This window comes from Zunongwangia sp. SCSIO 43204 (assembly GCF_019904275.1).
Lineage (GTDB): Bacteria > Bacteroidota > Bacteroidia > Flavobacteriales > Flavobacteriaceae > Zunongwangia > Zunongwangia mangrovi.
In genome coordinates, this window is sequence record NZ_CP063204.1 from 1,761,317 (window position 1) to 1,784,248 (window position 22,932).

Annotated in this window: 18 protein-coding genes; 7 read left to right on the forward strand and 11 right to left on the reverse strand. The window is 37.9% G+C overall.

The window, feature by feature from the left end; translation table 11 throughout:
- The first annotated feature begins 208 nt into the window (after nt 1-208).
- The 3 genes from ltrA (at nt 209) to INR75_RS07815 (ending at nt 3,459) form a co-directional block, all read left to right on the forward strand.
- Nucleotides 209-1,459, forward strand: a complete 1,251-nt coding sequence (gene ltrA / locus INR75_RS07805; protein ID WP_223091438.1) for a group II intron reverse transcriptase/maturase — start codon at nt 209-211, stop codon at nt 1,457-1,459.
- A gap of 129 nt (nt 1,460-1,588) precedes the next feature.
- Nucleotides 1,589-2,488, forward strand: a complete 900-nt coding sequence (locus INR75_RS07810; RefSeq protein ID WP_208226039.1) for a trypsin-like serine protease — start codon at nt 1,589-1,591, stop codon at nt 2,486-2,488.
- A 5-nt stretch (nt 2,489-2,493) separates the two neighbouring features.
- Complete coding sequence (locus tag INR75_RS07815; protein ID WP_223091439.1) at nt 2,494-3,459, forward strand: hypothetical protein; 966 nt, start codon at nt 2,494-2,496, stop codon at nt 3,457-3,459.
- Between the two features lie 518 nt (nt 3,460-3,977).
- Here the strand turns inward: INR75_RS07815 and INR75_RS07820 are convergent.
- From INR75_RS07820 to katG, 8 genes are all read right to left on the reverse strand, one after another.
- Nucleotides 3,978-4,475: a DUF6398 domain-containing protein gene (locus INR75_RS07820; RefSeq protein ID WP_223091440.1), complete on the reverse strand. Its 498-nt coding sequence runs from the start codon at nt 4,473-4,475 to the stop codon at nt 3,978-3,980.
- 11 nt (nt 4,476-4,486) lie between these two features.
- Nucleotides 4,487-5,962 carry an IS66 family transposase gene (locus INR75_RS07825; RefSeq protein ID WP_223091441.1) on the reverse strand — a complete coding sequence of 492 codons (1,476 nt, stop codon included), beginning with the start codon at nt 5,960-5,962 and terminating at the stop codon, nt 4,487-4,489.
- A 42-nt stretch (nt 5,963-6,004) separates the two neighbouring features.
- A complete protein-coding gene (tnpB, locus tag INR75_RS07830; RefSeq protein ID WP_223091442.1) occupies nt 6,005-6,358 on the reverse strand; it encodes an IS66 family insertion sequence element accessory protein TnpB in 354 nt (117 codons plus the stop codon).
- Entirely contained in the window at nt 6,358-6,624 is a 267-nt protein-coding gene (locus INR75_RS07835; RefSeq protein WP_223091443.1) for a helix-turn-helix domain-containing protein, read from the reverse strand. The genes tnpB and INR75_RS07835 overlap by 1 nt, the downstream gene beginning before the upstream one ends.
- 12 nt (nt 6,625-6,636) lie before the next feature.
- Nucleotides 6,637-7,659, reverse strand: coding sequence for an IS91 family transposase (locus INR75_RS07840; RefSeq protein WP_370629892.1), 1,023 nt, complete (start codon nt 7,657-7,659; stop codon nt 6,637-6,639).
- 2 nt (nt 7,660-7,661) lie between these two features.
- The gene (locus INR75_RS07845; RefSeq protein ID WP_223091444.1) at nt 7,662-8,417 is read right to left on the reverse strand and encodes a tyrosine-type recombinase/integrase; all 756 of its coding nucleotides are present in this window, start codon (nt 8,415-8,417) and stop codon (nt 7,662-7,664) included.
- Between the two features lie 624 nt (nt 8,418-9,041).
- Nucleotides 9,042-10,385, reverse strand: coding sequence for a phage integrase SAM-like domain-containing protein (locus INR75_RS07850; protein WP_223091445.1), 1,344 nt, complete (start codon nt 10,383-10,385; stop codon nt 9,042-9,044).
- Nucleotides 10,386-10,811: 426 nt separating this feature from the next.
- A complete protein-coding gene (katG, locus tag INR75_RS07855) occupies nt 10,812-13,064 on the reverse strand; it encodes a catalase/peroxidase HPI (RefSeq protein WP_223091446.1) in 2,253 nt (750 codons plus the stop codon).
- A 421-nt stretch (nt 13,065-13,485) separates the two neighbouring features.
- Between katG and INR75_RS07860 the strand changes: the two genes are divergently transcribed.
- Both INR75_RS07860 and INR75_RS07865 read left to right on the forward strand, forming a co-directional pair.
- Nucleotides 13,486-15,906 carry a zinc-dependent metalloprotease gene (locus INR75_RS07860; protein WP_223091447.1) on the forward strand — a complete coding sequence of 807 codons (2,421 nt, stop codon included), beginning with the start codon at nt 13,486-13,488 and terminating at the stop codon, nt 15,904-15,906.
- Between the two features lie 326 nt (nt 15,907-16,232).
- Entirely contained in the window at nt 16,233-16,718 is a 486-nt protein-coding gene (locus INR75_RS07865) for a hypothetical protein (RefSeq protein WP_092540334.1), read from the forward strand.
- A gap of 91 nt (nt 16,719-16,809) precedes the next feature.
- Here INR75_RS07865 and INR75_RS07870 read toward each other — a convergent pair whose 3' ends face one another.
- The 3 genes from INR75_RS07870 to INR75_RS07880 form a co-directional block, all read right to left on the reverse strand.
- Nucleotides 16,810-17,922 carry a GAF domain-containing protein gene (locus INR75_RS07870; RefSeq protein WP_175486984.1) on the reverse strand — a complete coding sequence of 371 codons (1,113 nt, stop codon included), beginning with the start codon at nt 17,920-17,922 and terminating at the stop codon, nt 16,810-16,812.
- 118 nt (nt 17,923-18,040) lie between these two features.
- The gene (locus tag INR75_RS07875; RefSeq protein ID WP_223091448.1) at nt 18,041-18,367 is read right to left on the reverse strand and encodes a hypothetical protein; all 327 of its coding nucleotides are present in this window, start codon (nt 18,365-18,367) and stop codon (nt 18,041-18,043) included.
- 109 nt (nt 18,368-18,476) lie between these two features.
- Nucleotides 18,477-19,145 carry a M15 family metallopeptidase gene (locus INR75_RS07880; protein WP_223091449.1) on the reverse strand — a complete coding sequence of 223 codons (669 nt, stop codon included), beginning with the start codon at nt 19,143-19,145 and terminating at the stop codon, nt 18,477-18,479.
- A 73-nt stretch (nt 19,146-19,218) separates the two neighbouring features.
- On the opposite strand from INR75_RS07880, the gene INR75_RS07885 reads away from it, so the two are divergent.
- A complete protein-coding gene (locus INR75_RS07885) occupies nt 19,219-20,007 on the forward strand; it encodes a LexA family transcriptional regulator (protein ID WP_092540338.1) in 789 nt (262 codons plus the stop codon).
- Nucleotides 20,008-20,068: 61 nt separating this feature from the next.
- Complete coding sequence (locus tag INR75_RS07890) at nt 20,069-22,840, forward strand: triple tyrosine motif-containing protein (RefSeq protein ID WP_223091450.1); 2,772 nt, start codon at nt 20,069-20,071, stop codon at nt 22,838-22,840.
- Nucleotides 22,841-22,932: the final 92 nt, after the last annotated feature.

The following is a 22,932-nucleotide window of genomic DNA, read 5'->3' on the forward strand; positions in this document are numbered from 1 at the left end:
GCATGACCAGTATTTGGGCTTATTTACGGAACTCGGGAACCTGTGCCAAGATGCAAAGTGAAATGTACAATAGCGCAAACTAGAGGCAGAATAGCGATACTTGACACAGGGGCGGATCAGTCTGTAGTAGTGTTGAAGTTTCTGTAATGGAAATGGAGCGAAGGGACTGACTTATTCAGTTTTATCAATTTTTACAACTCGCAAGAGGATGATTGAATTTGAGAAGACAAAATCATTACCTATTACCAAAGAAATGGTATGGGAAGCCTACTTACAGGTAAGGCGTAAAGGAAAGAGTGCAGGGATAGATGAGTTGAGTATGTCAGAGTATGACCTACAAAGGCATCGCCACTTATACAAAGTCTGGAACCGCTTGGCCTCGGGAAATTACTTCCCGCCACCAGTCCTTCAAGTTGAAATCCCCAAGAAAAACGGCTCCGTCCGTCAATTGGGGATTCCTACCATTAGTGATAGAATAGCCCAAACGGTTATAAGAAATCTAATAGAGGAAAGGCTGGAAAGGATCTTTCACCCACAATCCTATGGTTACCGACCAAAACGCAATGCGCATCAAGCACTCGATCAGGTACGTAAAAACTGTTGGAAATATGATTGGGTGATTGATCTGGACATCAAGAACTTCTTTGATGACATTGACCACGACAAGTTACTTAAAGCGCTAGGCAAACACGTGGATGAAAAGTGGGTGCTGCGATACATTGAAAGATGGCTCAAAGCTCCATTGCAAAACCGACAGGGTAAAATCATCGCAAGAACAAAAGGCACACCGCAAGGTGGGGTGATCAGTCCACTCTTAGCCAATTTGTTTCTGCACTACACCTTGGATGTTTGGCTTGGAAAGATGGACTCTTCCCTCGAGTTCGTACGTTATGCTGATGATATTATCATACATTGCCAGACCCAATGTCAGGCGTTGTATATCCTACAGCATATCAAAGGAAGAGTGGAGGATTGTGGATTGACCTTACACCCAGAGAAAACCAAAATCGTGTACTGTAAGGATTTTAGAAGGCAACAAAAGTATGAAGAAGTGAAGTTTAACTTCTTGGGATATACTTTTCAGCCACGCACCTCAAAATCTAAGAAAACAGGAAAATTGTTTTTAGGCTTTGACTGCGCAATCAGTATCCAATCACGAAAAGGGTTATTTGAACAGCTCAGGAAGATGGAAATCCCAAGAATGCGGTGTAACAGTATTGTTGGCATTGCACACCATTTGAATCCAAAACTCCGAGGGTGGATACGTTATTTTGGTAAATACCGAGGCTATAGCTTGTCTAAAGTGTTTTATGTATTACGCATAAAATTGGCAAGATGGGCAAGGTATCGTTACAAGCGGTATAGAAATAGCCTGATTAAAGCCTACAGATGGTTGGACAGGGTTCGAAAACAATATCCCAGTCTGTTTTACCACTGGCATTTGGGTTATTCAAATTAAAGGTATAAATTGAATAAGAAGAGCCGTATGATGGGAGACTATCACGTACGGTTCCGTGAGAGGCTCGGGGTGAAACTCCCCTTGTCTACTCGACACAAACACGTTACATACAATTTTAAAACAACTAAAATGATAAAAAACAACATTCTAAAACTTTTAATACTAGCCATATTTCCAGTTTTAATTTCTGGAATAATCCGACACGATGTGGATAAAGAAAAATATATCGAGCTTGCTAAACGCGCAGAATTTCAAAGTGTTGGTGAAATTTGGATTAATACCTATTTTTCCGGTTCTGCCGTGTTAATTTCCGATAAATATGTCTTAACAGCAGCGCATAATGTTATTGAGAGCGATACGCGAATAGATACAATAAATAATAATGGGCAAATATTTTACGCTAATGTTCCAATTAATCATCGAGTGGTAAAATCTGATAGTTTATTTGTAAGATTAGATAATAAACGTCTTTCTGTAGATGAAGTGATAGTGCACCCTAAGTACCTTTCTGATATTGACAGGGGAGAATACGACTTAGTTCTTTTAAAATTAAAGAAACCTGTAAAAAACATTGAACCTGCCAACCTAAGTTTTTCAACAGATGAGATAAATTCTAATGTCACAGGTGTAGGATACGGAGCATCAGGTGTGGCAGACAAAGAAGATGTTTCAATGAAAATGGAGAAATTAGCAGGACAGAACGTAGTTGATTCGATTGGCGGATTATCTGAAAATGGATTAAAAATTTATTTGTTTTCCGACTTCGACTCTCCTGATGATCCTCGAGCAAACAAGCTTGGCAGCCCCACGCCTAGAGAACTTGAATATTTAAGTGCCGCAGGAGATAGTGGAGGTGGTTTATTTAGAGAAAACCAAAACAATAGAATGGAACTGATAGCTATTAATAAAGGCACTCAATTTGACCACAGACAATTTCAAAAAACAATTCATTATGGTCAAACAATGAGATGGACTCGATTAGCTCCGTTTCAAGAATGGATATCGAAAACTGTATGTAACAACATATAAAAACAATGCTTAACCTGACTGAATCGAAAGTCCGTGCTCGCTTGCTCAGCGGATTGTCCTGCGGACAATCACGCACGCCAGCTCGCACTGTTTTTATACGGGACGTTAGCGAGCATATGAACAAAATTTTCGCATATATTTTAATTTTGGGAGCGATTGCTCAAATATCGGGACAAAGCTCGGACATTCTAATTTTGGAAAAAGACACCTTAAATCTTTATTCAAATCCCTTAGAAAAGAGAACTGATTGGCAGAAAGTAAATCAGTCGATTTCAAAACAAATTTTAGACAAACAAATAAGTCTGGATAATGATTCGATAATTGAAATTTCACCATTCTTTCCAAACTACAAGACGGAATGGAAAATTGAAAATGAGAGTTTATACTTGGAAAAAATTTCATCTTATCAAAGCAATGATTCAAAATTAGACTTAACAACATTAGTTAGCGATAAAAAACTACCAATTTTCGCCGATTGGCTTACTGGCAAATTAATTTTATTTGAAGGTAAATGCATCGTCTGCGAATCCAATCACTTGACAAATACTTCAATTTATCCGAACGAAATAATTCTTGAATTCAAAAGAGGAATTCTTGTCAATACCATAAAGTACAAGAATAGAGTTTTAAAAAAATCAAAACTATCTGAATTAGACCCAAATGAATATCTCGAATACATTTACAGTAAAGTTAGATGGGAAGAATTAACTGACTTGGGAAACAACTATCAAGCATTTTTAACCATCAAACCTGACAAAAACGGAAGAATACAAAAAATTGATTGGGAAAATACATATCTAATTGTAGGCAATAAAATAATATCGAACAAAAAGAATATCTATCTCGAAGAAGCTGTTAGGATTGCCAAAATTATTCCAGATTGGAATGTTATTTTAAGACACAATAAAATTATGAACCAAAGCTTTACGATTTTATTTAGTAAAGAAATGGAAGCAAAATACGCTCGCTAAATAACTAAGCGTTCGTGTGGCCGGAACGGCCCAACATGAACGCAATGTTGACTAAACCGGTTCTTTGCCGGTTAACTTTATATGGGGATTGGTCTGTTTTTAGAAGGTAGTATTTGTCGGATAGTACATCTAGCCTCTATGCAAGATATCGGCTTTTGGCTATCGACCTAAAGTCAAGCTGCTTTTTACTAAGTTTTTTCACAGGCGCTTACAGGGTTTAGTGCCATTTTAATCGTTTTGGGCCATAGGTTTCCTGTTACGCCCGGAAGAATCGTTTTTAATACTCATTTATTTGATTGTTTTCTTAGTTTCTCCATCCAGTATCCAGGTGGGCCTCGGGCCGTAAAAGTAGTAAGTGTCACCAATTTTCCTTTCTTGCACACCGGGCAAAGCTGGTGTTGCAATGGTTGGCGCTCTTTGAGTTGCACCCGTCCCAGTCTTTGCTGTAGCTGGGTAGTATCCGTCCGAGCAACTACACCTTGGTTTAGCTCCTCTTCTGGGGGATATTAATCATCTTCCTATTTTGTTGTAAAAGTAATGTCTTTGCCTTCAGCCCTTGCTTGGTGTACCATTTGTTGCATATCTTGAGGAAGGGAGTCAAGAGGGACGATAAGATCATCAACCATAACCATATTATTAAAAGGATTGTCTTCTTCCATTCTAGAAGTAGAGAATTCCGGGCTAAAATGCCACATATCAAACATTTCTTTTATGATCCTGGCTTTATTGGATACTGTCGTAGGCTTGGTGCCAAAATAATCGTGGATTTCTTTGGACGGGATATAGGGTTCAAAAGATTTATCAAACAGGAAGTTGATAGAACCTATGGCATATAGTACTGCCGCAGCCCATATTTCCAGTTTTCCCCTTTTAAATGGGACTTCCCTTTTTCTGCCCATTTTTTTGATGAGCTTTTCGCAGAGCTCAAAATATTCCCCATCAAGTTTCTGGGCGCAGAAGGTCCCGGTAAGCTCTAGAAGGTGTTTTTGTCTTTCTTTAACCTGGTCTTTGGTCATTGTTTTATCTTTTATGGTTTATCTGCACAGTACCCGGGCAATAACTCCTCCAGATTTTGGATGCTATGATCGGGTATTCTTTTCAGGGTATCTTCTAACCACTCCTGGGGATTCACCCCCTGCATTTTACAACTACCAAAGAAAGAATATAACATAGCCGCATCTTGCGCAGCCTTGTGAGAGCCTGCAAACAAGAAATTTTTTCGGCCGAGAGCCAATGGACGAATAGCATTCTCAATAAGGTTGTTATCCAATTCGATCCTCCCATCTTCAAAGATCACCTCGAACTTAGGATATTGATTTATAAAATACGTCATGGCTTTGCCTATAGCACTTTTAGGCAACACCTTAAACTGTTCTTCCTGGATCCATGATTTGATCTGTTGCAGTAGCGGCAGCACCTTTTGTAATCTTAGTTCCTTTCGCATCTCTGCATCCGCGGCTGCTGCTTCTTTGATCGCTCGTTCCTCCCTATAAATTTCACTAAATATCGCTAGTGCTTTTTCTGCCCTTGCTTTATCCTGGTCCCGGGCATCCACAAATTTTCGCCTGGCATGCACCAGGCAACCCGCCATAGTAATATCCGGATCAACACCGATTTTATCATACACACTGTACCCATCACATTGGACGTACCCCTTATACCCATCAAGGAGTTCCTTGGGACCATGTTGTCCACGTCCTTTCCGGTAATTAAAGAGCACCAGTTTTTGCAAGGGGTCGTGATAGACCCATTGGTAACCTTGATGGGTGCTGCCTTTTTTATCATTATCCAGCACCTTGATTGGCGACTCGTCCGCCTGGATGTACCCGCCTTCGAGGATTTTTTGCTTCAAGGTATTATAAAGGGGTTCCAACAGCTGGCAACAACTTCCCATCCAGTCACTTAAAGTACTGGAGGCTGGTTCCCAGCAGAACTCTCGTTTAAAACGTTGGATCTGGCGATAGAATGGCAAGTGGTCAATGTATTTGCTCACCAGGATATAGGCAAGTAAACAGGCCTGGGCAATAGATTTTTCGATAGGACGCGGTGGTATTGGCGCAATGACCACCCCTTGCTGGTCTTTCCTGGCATATTTAGGACGAATGGTCCGTCTTTTAACCAGGCTGGCTGGGGTGTATTCCAGGGTTTCACTAACTTCCTGACCAATCTTTTTCAGCGTACTTACATCTTCCTCTGGTTCAACAATGACTTCCCGTACCGGAAGGTGTTCCGGCAAGCTACCACGGCCCGGGTGTTTTTGTTTTTCCCGGGTATAGGTGATGGTTTCTTTAGGGCTAGCTATTTGCCCTGTTTTATCTGAATCTTCAGAAAAAAGTGATAGTTGCTGCTCAAGAATTTCAGGAATAAAGCGTTCCGATTTAAAGCCTTGAATCAGCTTATAGAGTTGCCCGAGTTGCACTTCCAAAGCGGAAATTTTCTCCTTAAAGAATTCATTGGACTCTCGAAGTTGCTCGTTTTCTCTTTGTAGCTCCTGATGCGTCATCGGGTAGCTAAAATACTACCCTTATTAAAAATATACCAGCATTTAACCGGCTTTTTTATAGCGTTTTCTTCGGGTAATATTAGTGATGGCTACCCCCTCGATGAGCATTACCAGTTGGATGTAATCCAATTGGAGTCCTCCCACGGATGCATCGTAATCAGGCAACTCAAAAGTGCCACGCTCCAGGCGTTTATAGTATAACACAAAGCCCCCGGACTGCCAGTGCAGCAGTTTGACCTTATTGCGTGCTTTATTGATAAAGATATAGACCGAACCATCCTGGGGACTATGGCCTAATTCTCCAAGGACCAAACCACATAATCCGTCAAAACTCTTACGCATATCGGTACCAGGAAGATATAACTGGTAATTCAGGGAACTGCTTAAGGCAAACATTACAGGGGAATTTCAATTTCTACGCCATTACCTAAACGGATATGCATACTCCTGGAGGATGTTGGGGCGGTAGAAGGGTCGGCCGATAAAGAAACAAAATTGCTTTTTGCCTGTTTTTTGCCTTTCTCCTTGATAAATTTGTTTACCCAGTAGGATAGTTTTCCTTTGCTAATTCCATGGGCACGGGCAAAAGCCGTTTGGCTTTGTCCTGATTCATAATAGCTGGTTACCAGCTTACACATTTCTGAGGTAGAAGATCGAGTCATTTTTAAGTATATTTAGACTGCTAAATTATAACCTACACGGTTCTCAGAAAAGATGCACTTAGACGGACGCATACGCTGGGTAAGGGTGAATTTTTTATGGTAGGAACTCAAGATTCCATAATGCCGTATGCGAACAAATCCTTTGGGAAGTATGTGAAGTGCGAACCGCCTGATGAATTCTGCATCGGATAAACGTAACCAGGATTTTCTTCCCCCGTGGCGGTAGTCCTTTACAGCAAATGTAACGCTTTCATTATCCAGGTTTTTAATCCGATGGTTACTGATGGCGATCTTGTGGGTATAGCGACCGAGGTATTCCACCACCTGGGCGGGACCTAAAAATGGACGTTTACAATAAACTACCCAATCATATTTAAAAAGGCTTTCGTAGAAGTCTTTAGATTGTGGTTCCAGTTCCTTGCGAAGGGAAGCCACAAAACGGGTCCTAAAAACCTTGCTCATAGCCTTGACCGGGAACAGGTATTTTCCATTGCTTTTTGCAGATTTCCATTGACCGCTTTGGGCAATACCACCCCCGGGAACAATACAGTGCAGGTGTGGGTGCAAAGAAAGGTTTTGCCCCCAGGTGTGCAGGATGGCGATCATCCCAGGTTTGGCACCCAGGAATTTATGGTTGGATGCAAAATCCTGGATCACCTGCCAGGTTATTTTAAACAGTAGAGGATACATTTTTTTAGGCTCATACAGGCATAGGCGGTTGAGGGCTGATGGCAATGTGAAGACCACGTGGAAGTAAGGCACGTTTAAGAGTTCTTCTTCCCGTGCCCGGATCCATTCCTCCTTTTTATGCCCCTGGCACTTGGGACAATGGCGGTTCCGGCAACTATTATAACTAAGGTGGAGCCGATGGCAGGAAGGATTGTTACAACGGTCGATATGGCCACCCAGGGCAGCAGTGCGGCATTTGCGCAAGGCGTGCAGGGTTCTTGTCTGCCAGGTGTTGTAACAATATTTGGATAAAGATTCCGTATTCCTTTCCAGAACCTGGGCCACCTCATAGGCAGCAGGTCTCACGGCTACTTCTTGTATAGTCGGTCCAACGGACTGAAGGGCTTCTGCCTACCGAGTTGTGCCACGTGTAGGTAGGTGAGGGTGGTTTGGATATCTGCGTGTCCCAGTAAATCTTTGACACTGATAATATCCAATCCCATCTCCAAAAGGTGGGTGGCATAACTGTGCCGCAGGCTGTGGCTAGTGATATTTTTCTGGATCCCGCTGTGTTTACGGGCTTCCCGAACGATCCATTGCACCCCCATTGCCGATAACTGGGCTGGGTTTCCTTTCCTGTCGTAGCCATTAAAACACCAGGTGGTAGGATTATCTGCAGCGATATATTTTTTTAGACCACGGATCTGCATTTGGGACAAAGGAACATAACGGTCTTTTCTTCCTTTGCCCTGGCGGATGTGGAGCATCTTCCGATCAAAATCGAGGTCTTTGAGCTGAAGGCTGCGAAGTTCAAAGCAGCGAAGGCTACAGCCATAGAGCATTGCTAGTACCAGCCGGTGTTTGAGCAGTTTGGGAGTTTTAAGCAATTGCTTTACCTCACTACGGCTTAATACCACTGGAAGTTTGTGGGGACGTTCAATAGAGGGAAGCATTACCCGCATTTCCTTCATCCCGGAGATTCGATAGGCATAGCGAAGACCATAGACCGTATGCTTGAAGAAACTGTCGGATGGTGTTTTGTGCTGGGACTTTAGAAGGTGCAGGTAATCCAAAACCTGTTCTTCATCGAGATCAAGGGGACTACATTTAAAATGGATGGACATGTGCGCGAGGCAGCGGGAGTAGTTGGTAAGGGTACTTTGACTTTTACCGGCGAGTTCTACGGAACGTTTTAACTTGCGGTAGAGTTCGCCAAACTCGGGTACAGAATTACAAGCCCTGTCAATGAGGGTACTACTTTTTTTTCATAACTTTCAATATTATAATTAGAGATACTTAAAGGTAGTGAATAGTGATTTAGCGATCTCTTGAAGCTACCTTTAGGTTTAGTTCAACAACGTATCCTATAAAAAACAGCGGTTTTGGTATTTAACATAAAGATAATCAATAAAATAAAGGTCTATTGACAAGTACGTGCATAAAATCCGCTACGAGCCATATGTGTGCCGAGAGTAACGACCGGCTGAAAGTCGTTACGCAACTGTCTACAAGATGGTGGAACCAACCCACCGGTGCTGTCCTGCAGGGGAGAGCACCAAACCAACATAAGGTGCTTTGGTAAAGAGCCAAGGTATCGAGCGTTTTGGAAAAGGCTATGCCGAGTGCTAGTCAGGTATGGATAATGGAGACGAATGCAAATGAACCTCTGATGAAGTGTCGAGAAAAAAATAGATTAACAGTGTTTCATATCCATTTAAAGTACGATTAGTCGGGGTGGCGGCAAATTATCAAATAGATTTTTTCACTTCTTCTTTTGCGTAGAAATCCGCAATTTGTTGAGCATAATCCATTGAAGATTTTCCGATGTAGCCAAGGAACATTTTTTCGGTACTGTGGGCTGTTATCTGCATAATTAAAGGGGTTGGCAATTTTCCATAGGTATTTGTAGCGAAAGATCTCCTGCAAACGTGAGAAGTAATAAGTTCATATTTCGGAAAAGTACCAGAAATTTTTCTTTTAACTCCTTTCTTTTTTCTTTTGCCGTTTTTATCTTTAGGAATAACATTTCCCTCTTCATCAACCATTTCAATTTTTTTTGCCTCAATAAGTTGATTTACTTTCGCTTCTTCACAAAGGAGTTTAATCTGATCATTAAATTTTTGAATGGATATTTTGTAAGGAAAACCTTCTTTAAGTATATTTTTTGTTTTGGGTAAAACCGGAATGGAAACCTGCTTCCTTGTTTTTTGTTGTTTTAACTCTATAAGTTCTAATCCATTTCGAACGATAAAGTTTTCTTCTGTGAGATTTAATAAATCACCTCCTCTTTGTCCAATATTACAACCTAATAATAGCCATTTTCGAGTATTTATAAGGGATTGATTTTGTAATTTTGTTTTTTCAATTTTTTCCAGCTCTTGGGGAGTTAGGTAGATTATATGCTCTGTTTTCGCTTTTCCTCCCTTTATTTTTCTGAGTTGATGACTAACTTGAATTCCATTGATTTCAGCATCAGTACAAACAGTTTTAAGGTCGTCAATTTTCTTTTTTGAATAGCCTTCAGAGTAGTTTTGTTTGTTTAACATCCAGTTTAAAAAAGATTTGCCAAATTTGATATCCACATCTTGAACTTTAAGAGACTTTTTTCCCTGATACACCTTAATGATTTTCAGTAAATTTTTATATGAATTCACGCGGCTCTTGGAAAGGCCTAAACCACCCTTAGAATTTTCTCTAATATTGGCAGTGTCAATAACGGTTTGTATGGCTTCTGTTAGTGAGTTTCCCTGTTTCCCTTGGTCCTCTTCTGGAATAAAGTTTCCATTAAAAATATCGATTTGTTTTTGAAGCCAATCGCCGCTAACTTCCCCAGGAGTGGCTTCATCATACATGTCTATTATGTAATTTTTAATATCCCGTAAATTTCGGTTAAGATTCTTCATTTCGGGTGAATTTCTTTTAACACCTTCTAATATTAAGCTCTTTTTACCGTTACCTGCTAAAATACAATTGGAGAGATTTACAATTTTACCAGAGTTTTTGGTATAATCATGTTTTCTACCGTGAATAAAGCGCAGGTAAATTGTTCTAGGATCTTGTTTTCCTCTAATAAAAAGTTTCACTGTAGCCATGCTGAAAGTCTTTAAAGTAAAAATAAATCTTTTCCGACACTTTCCCGACATGTTCCCGACATAATATGTTTTTAAATGAATTCAATTACCATTAAAATTTATTAAAGCACTGATATATAGTAATATATAATAAAACAAAAATAATTTTGAATTGAATATCAAGTCCCGCTCCGAGTACAGAGACCCTCTTTATCTTTTTGATTTAGAGGGTTTTTTGTTTTTAGGACGTTTTTTATTTACGAGAATGGGTAGAATTTTTACTTTTAATCTTCACTTGCATAATTCCTTTTGATAAAAATTTTCTCCGGAGCATCTTTATTAAATGGATCTCGTGATAATTAAACGATCGTTTTTTTTTGTAAGAATATATTACAAAAAAAGCAGCTCCATCTAGAAGCTGCTTTTCGATATTTTAGATCAATATTTTTATTTTAAGTCAAAACGATCTAAGTTCATTACTTTGGTCCAGGCTTTAGCAAAATCCTTTAAGAATTTCTCTTGGCTATCAGCACAGGCGTAAACTTCAGCTTGTGCGCGTAGTTCAGAGTTTGAGCCAAAAATTAAGTCGGCACGGCTGGCTGTCCATTTAGTGTCTCCCGTTTTTCGATCTTTACCAACAAACTCTGTTTGTGCATCGTTAGTAGAACTCCACGTTGTACTCATATCCAACAGATTCATAAAATAATCGTTACTTAAAACACCCGGTTTTTCAGTAAAAACTCCGTTTTTAGAACCATCGTAGTTAATGTTTAAAACTTTTAGTCCGCCAAAAAGAACGGTAAGTTCTGGTACATTAAGCGTTAGTAATTGCGCTCTGTCGATTAACATGGTTTCTGCAGAAGTGCTCACATCTTCGCCTCCTCTAATGTAATTTCTAAATCCATCAGATTCTGGTTCTAATGCATTAAAGGCATCAGCATCGGTCTGTTCTTCGGTAGCATCGGTACGTCCCGGAGTAAATTCAAGTTTTATATCACTTCCGGCGTCTTTCGCAGCTTTTTTAATGGCCACATTTCCGGCAAGAACGATTAGGTCTGCTAAAGAAATTTTTCTTTCCGAAGAATTATTAAAATCGGCCTGAATTTCTTCTAATTTCGAGATGATCTTTTGAAGTTGTGCTGGGTTATTAACTTCCCAGTTACGTTGTGGCTCTAAGCGAATTCTTGCGCCATTGGCACCACCACGTTTATCTGATCCTCTAAAAGTTGAAGCTGAAGCCCATGCTGTAGAAACAAGCTCTGAAACCGATAATCCTGAGTTTAAGATCTTTTCCTTTAGAATAGCTACATCTTCAGCATTTACCAGTTCGTGATCTACCGCTGGTACAGGATCCTGCCAAATTAATTCCTCCTTCGGAACTTCTGGCCCTAAATATCTTGAAAGTGGCCCCATATCACGATGCGTTAATTTAAACCAGGCTCTGGAAAAAGCATCCGCAAATTCATCTGGATTTTCGTAAAAATGTCGTGAGATCTTTTCATAATCTGGATCCATTTTAAGCGCAAGATCTGTTGTAAGCATAAAAGGCGCGTGCTTTTTATTAGGATCGTGTGCATCTGGTACAGTACCTGCACCGGCATTATCTTTTGGTTTCCATTGGTGGGCACCGGCGGGGCTTTTAGTAAGCTCCCATTCAAAACCAAATAGATTTTCGAAGAAGTTATTGCTCCATTTTGTAGGCGTAGTGGTCCATGCACCTTCTAGTCCGCTTGTGATGGTATCGCTAGCATTTCCTGTTCCAAAGCTATTTTTCCATCCCAAATTCATTTCTTCGATAGTTGCTCCTGCAGGTTCTTTAGCAACATATTTTTCAGGATCGGCAGCACCATGAGTTTTTCCGAAGCTATGTCCGCCAGCAATCAATGCTACGGTTTCATAATCGTTCATCGCCATACGCCCAAAGGTTTCTCTAATATCTTTAGCAGCGCCCAGCGGATCTGGATTTCCGTTAGGTCCTTCAGGATTTACATAAATTAATCCCATATGCGAAGCACCAAGAGGATTTTCCAAAGTGTTTCCGTTTTCGTAGCGTTCTTTGTTTCCTAGCCATTCACCTTCAGATCCCCAATAAATATCTTCTTCGGGTTCCCAAATATCTTCACGACCACCCGCAAAACCAAAAGTTTCGAATCCCATGGATTCTAAAGCGCAGTTTCCGGCAAGGATCATCAAATCTGCCCAACTAATTTTCTTACCATATTTCTGTTTAATTGGCCATAAAAGTAGTCTTGCTTTATCCAAATTCGCATTATCTGGCCAGCTATTTAAAGGTGCAAAACGTTGTGATCCCGAGCTTGCACCACCACGACCATCGGCAATACGATACGTCCCTGCGCTATGCCACGCCATTCTGATAAAAAACGGTCCATAATGACCATAATCGGCTGGCCACCAGTCCTGCGAATCGGTCATCAATTCAAATAGATCCTTTTTTACCGCTTTTAGGTCTAGTTTTTTAAACTCATCAGCATAATTAAAATCCTTGTCCATAGGATTGGTTTTGGAAGAATGCTGACTCAATATCCTTAGATTTAGTTGGTTGGGCCACCAATCTTTATTAGTTGTTCCCGTACCTGCTGTAAACTTTTTTGATCCGCCTAAAAAAGGACATTTACTAGAATCATTTACCTCCCAAACCTTATGATTATCTGGATTGTTTTGGTGATTGTTGTTTGCCATAACTTAAGATTTTAATTATTACCAGGTTAAAATTAGATAACGAAATACTATGTTTTGGGGTTTCTTTATAGTAAAAAGCTATCGTGGTTATTGTGAAATTTATAGCTTAAAACTAAATATGTGCTAATTGCTTAAAAAATACTCCTTAAAAATAGCGAATTATTAATTCTAATAAAAGTATTCTTCAGTTTAAGCCGCGATTGTTGATTTTTCTTTTCTGAAAAGATCTGATGATTTAAAAATTTATGATTGCTGAAAAATAATTTCAGAATAGCTAATGTTGATATTATACATTTTTGAAGTGTTTTTTATTCTGAAGAAATTAGCTTAATAAGCGATCGCTTAGCCAAAGTGCGGAGTCTGGTGTTTTTTTCGGCATAAATTGAAGTTTACTTATCTTGTGGAAAAATTTCAAACCTTCATGATAAAAAAAGTACTAGCGATTGGAGTATTAGCCGCATTAAGTGTTGGCTGTAAAACTTCTAAACCTGTCGCCGAAGCTCCTGCAACCGAAAAGAAAGGAGATTTCAAGCCTTATAATAAGGTAATTACTGCTGAAGCAATTTCAGATAAAGGATTATTTATTACCCATAAGGTAGACGATAAATTGTATTTCGAAATTCCCGATTCTCTTTTTAATAAAGATATGCTTTGGGTGAGTAGAATTGCTAAAGTTCCATCGGGTTACGGTGGCGGATATGTAAATGCCGGCTCTAAAGTAAACGAGCAGGTAGTGCGTTGGAGCAAGCGTGGTAAAAATGTAGATATTAAGGTGATGAGCTTCGAGAACCAGAGCGACGAAGAATCACCGATCTACAAATCTGTACAGGCCAATAATTTTGAGCCTATTATGTACAGTGCTAAGATCGAAACCATGAAAGCAGATAGTAGTGCTTACGTGATCGATGTTACCAGTTTGTTTGAAGATGAAGTTGCCGCTATTAATGGGATGGATGCTTCAGCTAAAAAAAGATATAAAGTAAGACGCCTTGATAAAAGCAGGTCGTATATCGAAGATGTGAATTCTTTTCCGCAGAACGTAGAAGTAAGACACGTGATGACTTACGAAGCCGAACAACCACCAGAAAGAGGTCAGGCCAGCACCATTTCTATGTTGATGAATCAATCGATGGTGTTACTTCCTGAAGATAAAATGATGTCTAGAATTGCAGATTATCGAGTGGGATGGTTTACTACCGGAAAGTATGATTATAATTCTGATGCTCTAAAATCTGATAACTATAGAATCATTAATAAATGGAGACTGGTTCCTAAAGATATTGAAGCGTATAAAAATGGAGAACTGGTAGAACCAGTAAAACCAATTGTTTATTACCTGGATCCTGCAACACCAGAACGTTGGAGACCATACTTTAAAAAGGGTATCGAAGATTGGAACAAGGCTTTTGAAAAAGCAGGTTTTAAGAATGCGATCATTGCTAAAGATCCGCCTTCTAAAGAAGAAGATCCAGATTTTAGTCCGGAAGATGTACGATATTCTGTTGTACGTTATGTGGCAAGTACTACAAGAAATGCGGTAGGACCATCTGTTGTAGATCCAAGAACAGGTGAAATTATCGAAAGTGATATTATATGGTATCACAATCATTTGCGCTCTTATCGAAACAGGTTTATGATTGAAGCTGGCGCGCAAAATCCAAATGCAAGAACTCTAGAAACTCCAGAAGAAGAAATAGGAGAGATGATGCGAATGGTAATCGCTCACGAAGTTGGTCATGCTTTAGGATTACCACATAATATGAAAGCTAGTGCCGCTTATCCTACAGATTCTTTACGTTCAGCCGAGTTTACTCAAAAATATGGGCTTACCCCATCGATTATGGATTATGCCCGAGTGAATTATGTAGCACAACCAGAAGATAAAGGTGTACGCTATATTAGAATGATGGGGCCTTACGATCTTTATGCTATTAATTGGGGCTATCGTTATTTGCCTGAAGCCAAAACTTCAGAAGACGAAAAAGAAAGCCTGGATAAATGGATTCTTGAAAAAGCAGGTGATCCTGTTTACGAATTTGGTGGCGGTTACGGTGGTGTAGATCCGCAAGCTCAACGTGAAAGTTTAGGAAAAGACCAGGTGAAAGCCAGCGAATATGGCTTAGCAAACATGAAAAAAGTAGTGCCAAATTTAATCGAGTGGACTACAAAAGATGGCTACGGCTATGACGAACTGGAAGAAGTCTATAGAGAACTTATTGGGCTTTGGAGAGGATATCTTTATCATGTAGTAACTAATGTTGGCGGTGTGTACGAAACTCGTAAAACTTCAGATCAGGAAGGTGCTGTTTATACTCCGGTTCCAGATGATATCCAGGAAGGTGCTGTAAAGTTCTTAAATGAAAATGCATTTATAACGCCAGATTGGTTATTAAACAAGGATATTTTAGATCGTATAGAGTCTAGCGGAGCAATAGAGCGTGTACAAAGTTTACAATCCAGAGTATTAAGCTATTTACTTAGTGAAGATCGTTTATTGCGAATGATCGAAAATCAGCAATTACACGATAACGATTATGCGGTGATCGAACTTTTAGAAGATTTACGTAAAGGTGTTTTTGCTGAATTATATAACGGAAAGAAAGTTGACGCTTACCGAAGAAACTTACAACGTTCTTACGTAGCTATTGCGATCGATTATATAAATAAGCTTGAAGAAGGCGATGATGTAGCAACCACAGATATTATTGCTTTGATGAGAGGCGAATTGGAGACATTACAATCTCAATTAAATCGCATGCAGTATTCAACTTCAGATCGATTAAGTAGATATCATTACAAAGACCTAATTGCAAGAATCGAAAAGGCTTTTGCAGAGAAGTAAACATTTAAACGTGTCTTTTATCGATAAAAAGCATCCCTTGTGGATGCTTTTTTTGTCTTTGAGCGATGATAAAATGATTTTAAAGTGCATTTTATCCTAAATTTACGTTTTAGCACAGTAATTTAAGAAGGTAAATTCCTACTTTTTTAATCGGTAAAATGCATTTTGAGTCGTAATATGTAATATCTTACTTACAAAATAGTGTTAAAGTAGGTGTTTTTTATAGAATCAGTGCATTTTATCGATTTTTAGTGTGTTTCGAATGTTCTTTTTTTCTAATTTTACCATATCGAAATAAACGAAATATCAAATCTTATTAGAATCGTATGAAATCAAAATTACTTTTAGGAATCTTAGGAGCTTTTTTAGCAATCGGATGTAGTCAGGAAAGACCAGGTGCAGATACATTTAATTTAGATGTTGCAGTTGAAATCACCGTTCAAAATGAAAAAGGTCAGAATTTATTAGATCCCAAAACAGAGGGTGCTATCAATCCAGAAGACATTAAATTATATTATGTAGAGGATGGTAAAGCTCAGGAAGTATATGATGAAACTAGCGATCTACCAAAAAGTTTTATGATCTTTCAAACCGGAGGTACTTATAGAATGAGAATCCTTCAAAACCATGTAGATTCAGATGATCGTCCATTAACTTTAATTCAATGGAATGAAACAGATGTTGATACAATTCAGAGTGAATACTTAAAAGGTGATAGATATATCATTCAGGATAAGATTTATTACAACGGTAAGTTAAGCTGGTCTACAGGAGACAGTTTTGAGCCATATTTCGAAGTAGTAAAAAACTAAGCAGTACATTATTTCTTTAAGATTTATATATGAAAAAAGCGCCTACTTTCGTAGGCGCTTTTTTTGTGAATCAGTTTTATAGAAAATCGTTCTAATAGATATTTTTAAAACTGGTTTTAATTTTTTGATAGTTTTCATTCAACCCTTGAATTTCGCCATCAATCTCTTCAGAAACTATTTTTATATACTTAATGATTTCTCTATTATTAAGCATATCCCCATCGTCAGAAACTTCGAGTAAATGTATCAAGCCAAGCATATTTGCTATTGGGCGGCGCATAATATGAGAAATATCGAATATGATCTTCTCTAAAAGTTCAAGGTAGTTTTTTTTATCGGTAACATCTCTAAAACTACCGTACCAAACAACTTTTTCACTCGAAGATCTATCGGGGAAAGCCCTGGATTGATGCCAGGCGAAAGTGCCATCTGTCTTTAATACCCTATAAGTAATGTCCCAATCTTTTTTATGCCTTACAGCATCAACAAAAGTATTTTCTACCATTAGGCGATCTTCGTGAAATACAAAATCTAAGGCTTTAAAAGGATGATTTTTAAAGTCTTCTATTTCTAATTGTGGTAGAAGATCATTTATGGTTTCATTGATATATGTAAAATAAATGTTTTTCTCTTCGTTTAATTCTAACTGAAAAAGAGCATCCAGTGAATGATTACTGAGTTTGTTGAATTTGGAGATGCTTTTTTTAAGCAGGTCATTTTGATTAACATGCTCTCTTTTATGCTCTAGATAATCGATTGTTTGATTGGCAAGAATCTGAAGCGCTTTGATCTGAAGTTTACTTAAGGCTCTTTGCTTTTTGTCGATAACGCATAAAGTGCCAAGAGTGATACCATCTGAAGTAGTTAAGGGTGCACCTGCATAAAACCGAATATTAGGATCGCTTTGAACTAATGGATTTGTCTTAAACCGAATGTCTTCTAAAGGATTTTCGACAATAAAGATCTCTCCCGGTTTTTCGATAGCATGTCTGCAAAAAGAATTTTCGATCGGTGTTTCGTCGAGGTCTAAACCTATTTTAGACTGAAACCATTGCTTTTCTTTACCTACTAGGCTAATTAAAGAGATAGGAGTATCGCAAATAGCTGCTGCCATTTGTGTTAATTCGTCCAGTATTTTTTCTGAAGCTTTGTCTTTAAATATAAAACCGCTTAGTAACTCCTGCCTAAGTATTTCTTCTTCCATTTTCCTGAAAAACATTTGTCAGCGGAAAAATAGAAAAAAAATACAATGTATAAAAGTTAAAAAATTAAGCTTATTTTTGATTAAAAGCTAAAAACACCCTATTTAAAATAATAAATTATTAAACGGCTTTTTCTAAATGGGTTGTTTTTTGAGGAAATTGAAATAGATCTTCCTCTTCTGCTTCTTCTGCTTTGATTAAAACGAATTCGGTGGGAGCCGCGTCATTTCGTTTGTAAGCAATTTTTATTTTGTAGTTGAGCGTGCGGTCTTCAGTATAAAAGGCTCCGGTTTTTTTATCAAAACCACCTTCTGTAGTGCAACAGATACTTTTTATTTGGTATTGCTGTACTTTTTCGAGGATTTCTAAATCCAAATCACTTAGTTCGTATCTGTTTTTTAATTGTTGTAGTCGATTTTGTAGTCTCAGAGATTTGACTTTTTCCATATATTGATTAGTTTTCCTCAAAAATAAATGATCATAATTTTAAATTATTATAATCATTTTTAAATATAAGGTTAAAAATCAATAATTTAAGTGTTAATTCTGTTAAAGCTTATTTAATTGTGAAATCGAAATAGGTATTTGGGAAAGGTTCATTTCTTAAAGTATAGTGCCACCATTCTTCACTATACGGTCTAAAACCATGCTTATGCATAATCGATTTTAGATAATTTCTGTTAGCTTTTTGTTCTTTTGTGATGTTTGTGAAATTGTGATGTGAACGCTCACCGAAATAATCGTAAGTGCCACCCATATCTATTTCTTTAAGCGTATTGGCATCTACTATGGTAAGATCTACAGTGCTACCTCTGGAATGTCCAGATTTGGTAGCGATATAACCTAAATTGAAGAGGTTTCTTTTCTTTTTTTCTGGATAAAACTCCGCTTTTGTTAAAGTATCGTCGGAATTTTTTGCCCATTCGATAAAACTATTCACGGCCGTTTGCGGCCTGTAGCCATCAAAGATCTTAAGGCAGTAACCATCATTTTCGAGTTCTTGCTGTACTTCGGCCAAAGCTTTTGCAGCCTCAGTGGTAAGAATTACTTTTCTCTCTTCGTAACCAGGAACAGGTCTTCCGGTAAAATTATGGTCTCCAAAATATCGAAGTTCAACTTCAATATCTGGAATAAGGTCTGATAAATAAACAAAACCTCCAGGTGGTTGAGCACTTATTAAATTCAAAAAAAAGAATGTACAAATAACGAATATCTTCTTCAGCATAAAATTAGTTTTAATAATTGGAATTAATCCAATTAATTTGCATATTGCATGGAATAATTCCTAACAAAGAACCATGGCAGCATCGTCGATCGAAATTAAGCATTTTAAAGAAGTAAGGGAAGAAAATAATTTTACACAGGCTGAATTTGCAGAGATTTTAGGAATTAAAAATTCAACTGCAGATATAGAGCGTGGTAGAACCAAACTTTCCGGGAAGGTGGTAGCAGAGCTTCTTCGTCAGTTTGGTATCAATCCACTTTGGTTATTTGGTGACAGCGGGCAAAAATACCTTAAGATCTCTAAAGGAGATGTGAGCCCTAAAGTAGTTACTGTAGATCGTGATGGCGATAACGAAAACATTGTGATGGTTAATCAAAAGGCTGCGGCGGGTTATCCACATAATGTTCAGGATGTAGAGTGGTACACGCAATTACCAGCATTCGAAATCCCGCTACCCGAGTTTAGAAATGCGAGTTATCGAGGATTCCAGGTAGAAGGGGATAGTATGCTTCCTAATTACCGCCCGGGCGAATGGGTAATGGCTAAAGGTGTTGGCAGTATGGACGAGGTAAATAATAATCGCGTTTATGTAGTAGTGATGTACGATTCGGTTTTGATCAAGAAAATTCAGCGACTGCCAGATCCTTCAAAACTTTTACTAATCTCTTTAAACGAGGAATATTTACCTATCGAAGTAAAGCTTGGCGATATTCAGGAATTATGGCAGGTAAATAGTAAACTTACTTTTAATCTCGATAATCCTTCAGAAAATGGTTTGTTTCAGCAGTTACAACAATCTATGGAAGAATTAAAAAGAGAACTGCAGCAATTTAAAAGTAATAATTCACCAAAGCTTTCGTAGGGCATCCCCATCTTTTATTGTAGTTTTAGCAGATTTGATATTTTTACCAAAAGCTATTTCTATGCGTTGGCTATTGTTATTTATTTTTTGTCTTCCGTCTTTAATAATAAGTCAGGAATTACCGCCAATCACCAATTTTGATACTAAAACGTATAATGCCGGTAACCAGAACTGGATGGTTAGCGAGGCGAATAATAATTGGATGTATTTCGCCAATAATTCTGGACTTTTATCGTATAATGGCGAGCAGTGGGGCCTTTACAAAATGAAAGATGGTAGCCCGGTACGTTCAGTAAAGGTAGTGGATAGCCTAATTTTTACCGGTGCTTACATGGATTTTGGTTATTGGAAACCTAATGCCTATGGAAACCTTGATTATACTTCACTTTTAGATAAATTACCTTCAGAAATAAGAGATGGCGAGCAGATCTGGCATATCGAAGAATTTGGTAATTATATCATTTTTCAAAGTTTAAGCAGGATCTTCAGTTATCATATCGAGGATAAGTCTATCAACATCATCGACCTGGGTAAAACTATCTCCAATCTATATAAATCGAACAATACCGTTTATTTTCAGGTTGCAGAGGATGGTCTGTATGCTATAGAAGATTCTGGTATCGAGCGCAAGGTAGACTTTGAACAAATAGGAGTAAAAGCGATTATCCAGATTTTTGAATGGAAGGATAAAAAAGTCGCGGTTACACGAGATGATGGGCTGTTTTCGTTTGAAGATAACAAGTGGGAAAAACTCAGTATTCCAAATTATCCAATTTCATCTAGTTTTTTTTCTGCGGAATATACTAATGACGATCAGCTAGTTTTAGGAAGTATAGGTGATGGGTTGTTTATCCTGAATTTGCTTCGGGGAGAAATTCAGCAAATCGTTCAGCCGAACATTCTTAATAATACAGTCTTGTCGTTGTACGAAGATAAGGCAGGCCATATATGGTGTGGTTTGGATAACGGAATTAGTCTTATCGAAAAAGACAGCCAGTTTTCTATATTTTCAGATATTACCGGTAAACTGGGAACGGTGTATTGCAGCATCATGTATAACGAGCAGTTGTACCTGGGGACCAATCAGGGATTATATAAAAGAAATGTAAAAGCTGGTGATTTTAATTTGATCGACGGTACAAGCGGGCAGGTTTGGAGTTTAGCCGAATATAATGATCAACTTTTTATAGGGCACGATCGTGGTACTTTTATCATAAAGAACGATCAGCTTGATTATATTTTTGATGGTTTAGGAACCTGGCAGGTAATCCCTTTCAAAAATGGATTTATACAAGGGCATTATAATGGTCTTAGTTATTTCGAAAATGAGCAAAGCTTCAATGATATCGCTTACTTAGATGGTTTTAATCTTTCTTCCAGAAATATTTTAAATTTCAATAACAGTGAGATTTGGGTTGGTCACGATCACAAAGGTATTTTTAAATTAACGCCAGATATATCCAATTTCAGTATTAGCGAGACAAAAAAATATCCTGTGAAATACGAAGATGCATCTGGGATTAAATTATTTCGATTTAATGATGATATTTATTATTCTACTGCAAGTAACATTTTCAAGTATAATCGAAGTTCAGATGAGTTTGTTTTAGACAATGAATTACAGCGCACATCCAAAAAATTTAAGCGTAGCTCTGGGATTTCGCAGGTAACTAAGGATGGTAAATGGTGGTCATTTTCAGAAAATGAGATTTATTATACGCAGAATGACGCTTTTCAGGAAGGATTGAATATAGAAACAATTCCTTTATCCTATGAGTTTAGAAATATATCGAATGGTTTTGAAAATATATCTGAAATCAACGAGGATCAATATTTAGTAGGTAGCAACCACGGATATGCGATTTTTAAAACGCCTTTCACTAATCCAGAGATTCCTGCACTGGAAATAAATAAGGTCGAAAACGCTAATAAGGGTTTAAATTATGTAGAAATCGATAAGAATACCTCTAATCCTGAATTTAAGAATGCTGAAAATTACTTCAAATTTTATTTTAATGCGCCAGTTTACCAAAAATTTGCAAATATAACTTACAGCTATCGAATTGAAGGTTTTACCGAAACCTGGACACCTTTCAAATCAACAAGTACGGCTAGCTTTGAAAATTTGCCCTATGGCGATTATCAATTCCAGGTAAAAGCAAAATACGATGGACAAGAAACTAATACAGCTACCTATTCATTTTCGATAGAAAAACCCTGGTTTTTATCGAATCTTGCTGTTTTCGTTTACATAATTATTTTTGTGATCATCTTGTTTGTTACACACCATTTCTATACGCGTTATTACAACAGGAGACATGAAAAAATGATTAGTGTTCAGAAAAAGAAAGCTGAAATGCAACAACTGGAAGCCGAGCAGGAAATCATGAAACTTAAGAATGAACAATTAGAAGCTGATGTTTCTTCAAAAAACAGGGAGTTAGCAGCATCTACAATGAGTATCATCAGAAAAAGTGAAGTGCTTAATCAAATTAAAGATGAACTTACAGCCGTTTCGAAATTAGAGGATATTAAAGCAGTGCTTAAAACGATCGATGCTAATATCAATGAAGAAGACAACTGGAAGTTCTTTAAAGAAGCTTTTGATAATGCAGATAAAGATTTCTTGCAGGCTGTAAAAGCAAAGCATCCTAATTTAACATCTAACGATCTTAAGCTTTGTGCTTACCTAAGACTAAATTTATCTTCTAAAGAAATAGCACCACTTCTAAATATTTCTGTTAGGAGTGTAGAAATTAAACGATATCGTTTGAGGAAAAAGATGGATTTAGCTCATGGCGAAGGTTTGGTAGAGTACATCTTAAGCTTCTAATTCCTTTACAAGTGTGAAATTTGCCTCAACATTACCTCAACATTAGCCTATTTTTCTCATTGTCTGTGTTTTAAGCAATCATTTATAAATTC

Bases quoted from the DNA above. Each gene is read 5' to 3' on its own strand.
- INR75_RS07850 (WP_223091445.1), bottom strand. From the start codon at position 10,385: ATGGCTACAGTGAAACTTTTTATTAGAGGAAAACAAGATCCTAGAACA.
- INR75_RS07890 (WP_223091450.1), top strand. From the start codon at position 20,069: ATGCGTTGGCTATTGTTATTTATTTTTTGTCTTCCGTCTTTAATAATA.
- INR75_RS07860 (WP_223091447.1), top strand. From the start codon at position 13,486: ATGATAAAAAAAGTACTAGCGATTGGAGTATTAGCCGCATTAAGTGTT.
- INR75_RS07865 (WP_092540334.1), top strand. From the start codon at position 16,233: ATGAAATCAAAATTACTTTTAGGAATCTTAGGAGCTTTTTTAGCAATC.
- tnpB (WP_223091442.1), bottom strand. From the start codon at position 6,358: ATGTTTGCCTTAAGCAGTTCCCTGAATTACCAGTTATATCTTCCTGGT.
- INR75_RS07880 (WP_223091449.1), bottom strand. From the start codon at position 19,145: ATGCTGAAGAAGATATTCGTTATTTGTACATTCTTTTTTTTGAATTTA.
- INR75_RS07885 (WP_092540338.1), top strand. From the start codon at position 19,219: ATGGCAGCATCGTCGATCGAAATTAAGCATTTTAAAGAAGTAAGGGAA.
- INR75_RS07825 (WP_223091441.1), bottom strand. From the start codon at position 5,962: ATGACGCATCAGGAGCTACAAAGAGAAAACGAGCAACTTCGAGAGTCC.
- INR75_RS07820 (WP_223091440.1), bottom strand. From the start codon at position 4,475: ATGACCAAAGACCAGGTTAAAGAAAGACAAAAACACCTTCTAGAGCTT.
- INR75_RS07845 (WP_223091444.1), bottom strand. From the start codon at position 8,417: ATGTCCATCCATTTTAAATGTAGTCCCCTTGATCTCGATGAAGAACAG.
- katG (WP_223091446.1), bottom strand. From the start codon at position 13,064: ATGGCAAACAACAATCACCAAAACAATCCAGATAATCATAAGGTTTGG.
- INR75_RS07835 (WP_223091443.1), bottom strand. From the start codon at position 6,624: ATGACTCGATCTTCTACCTCAGAAATGTGTAAGCTGGTAACCAGCTAT.
- INR75_RS07870 (WP_175486984.1), bottom strand. From the start codon at position 17,922: ATGGAAGAAGAAATACTTAGGCAGGAGTTACTAAGCGGTTTTATATTT.
- INR75_RS07815 (WP_223091439.1), top strand. From the start codon at position 2,494: ATGCTTAACCTGACTGAATCGAAAGTCCGTGCTCGCTTGCTCAGCGGA.
- INR75_RS07810 (WP_208226039.1), top strand. From the start codon at position 1,589: ATGATAAAAAACAACATTCTAAAACTTTTAATACTAGCCATATTTCCA.
- INR75_RS07875 (WP_223091448.1), bottom strand. From the start codon at position 18,367: ATGGAAAAAGTCAAATCTCTGAGACTACAAAATCGACTACAACAATTA.
- ltrA (WP_223091438.1), top strand. From the start codon at position 209: ATGATTGAATTTGAGAAGACAAAATCATTACCTATTACCAAAGAAATG.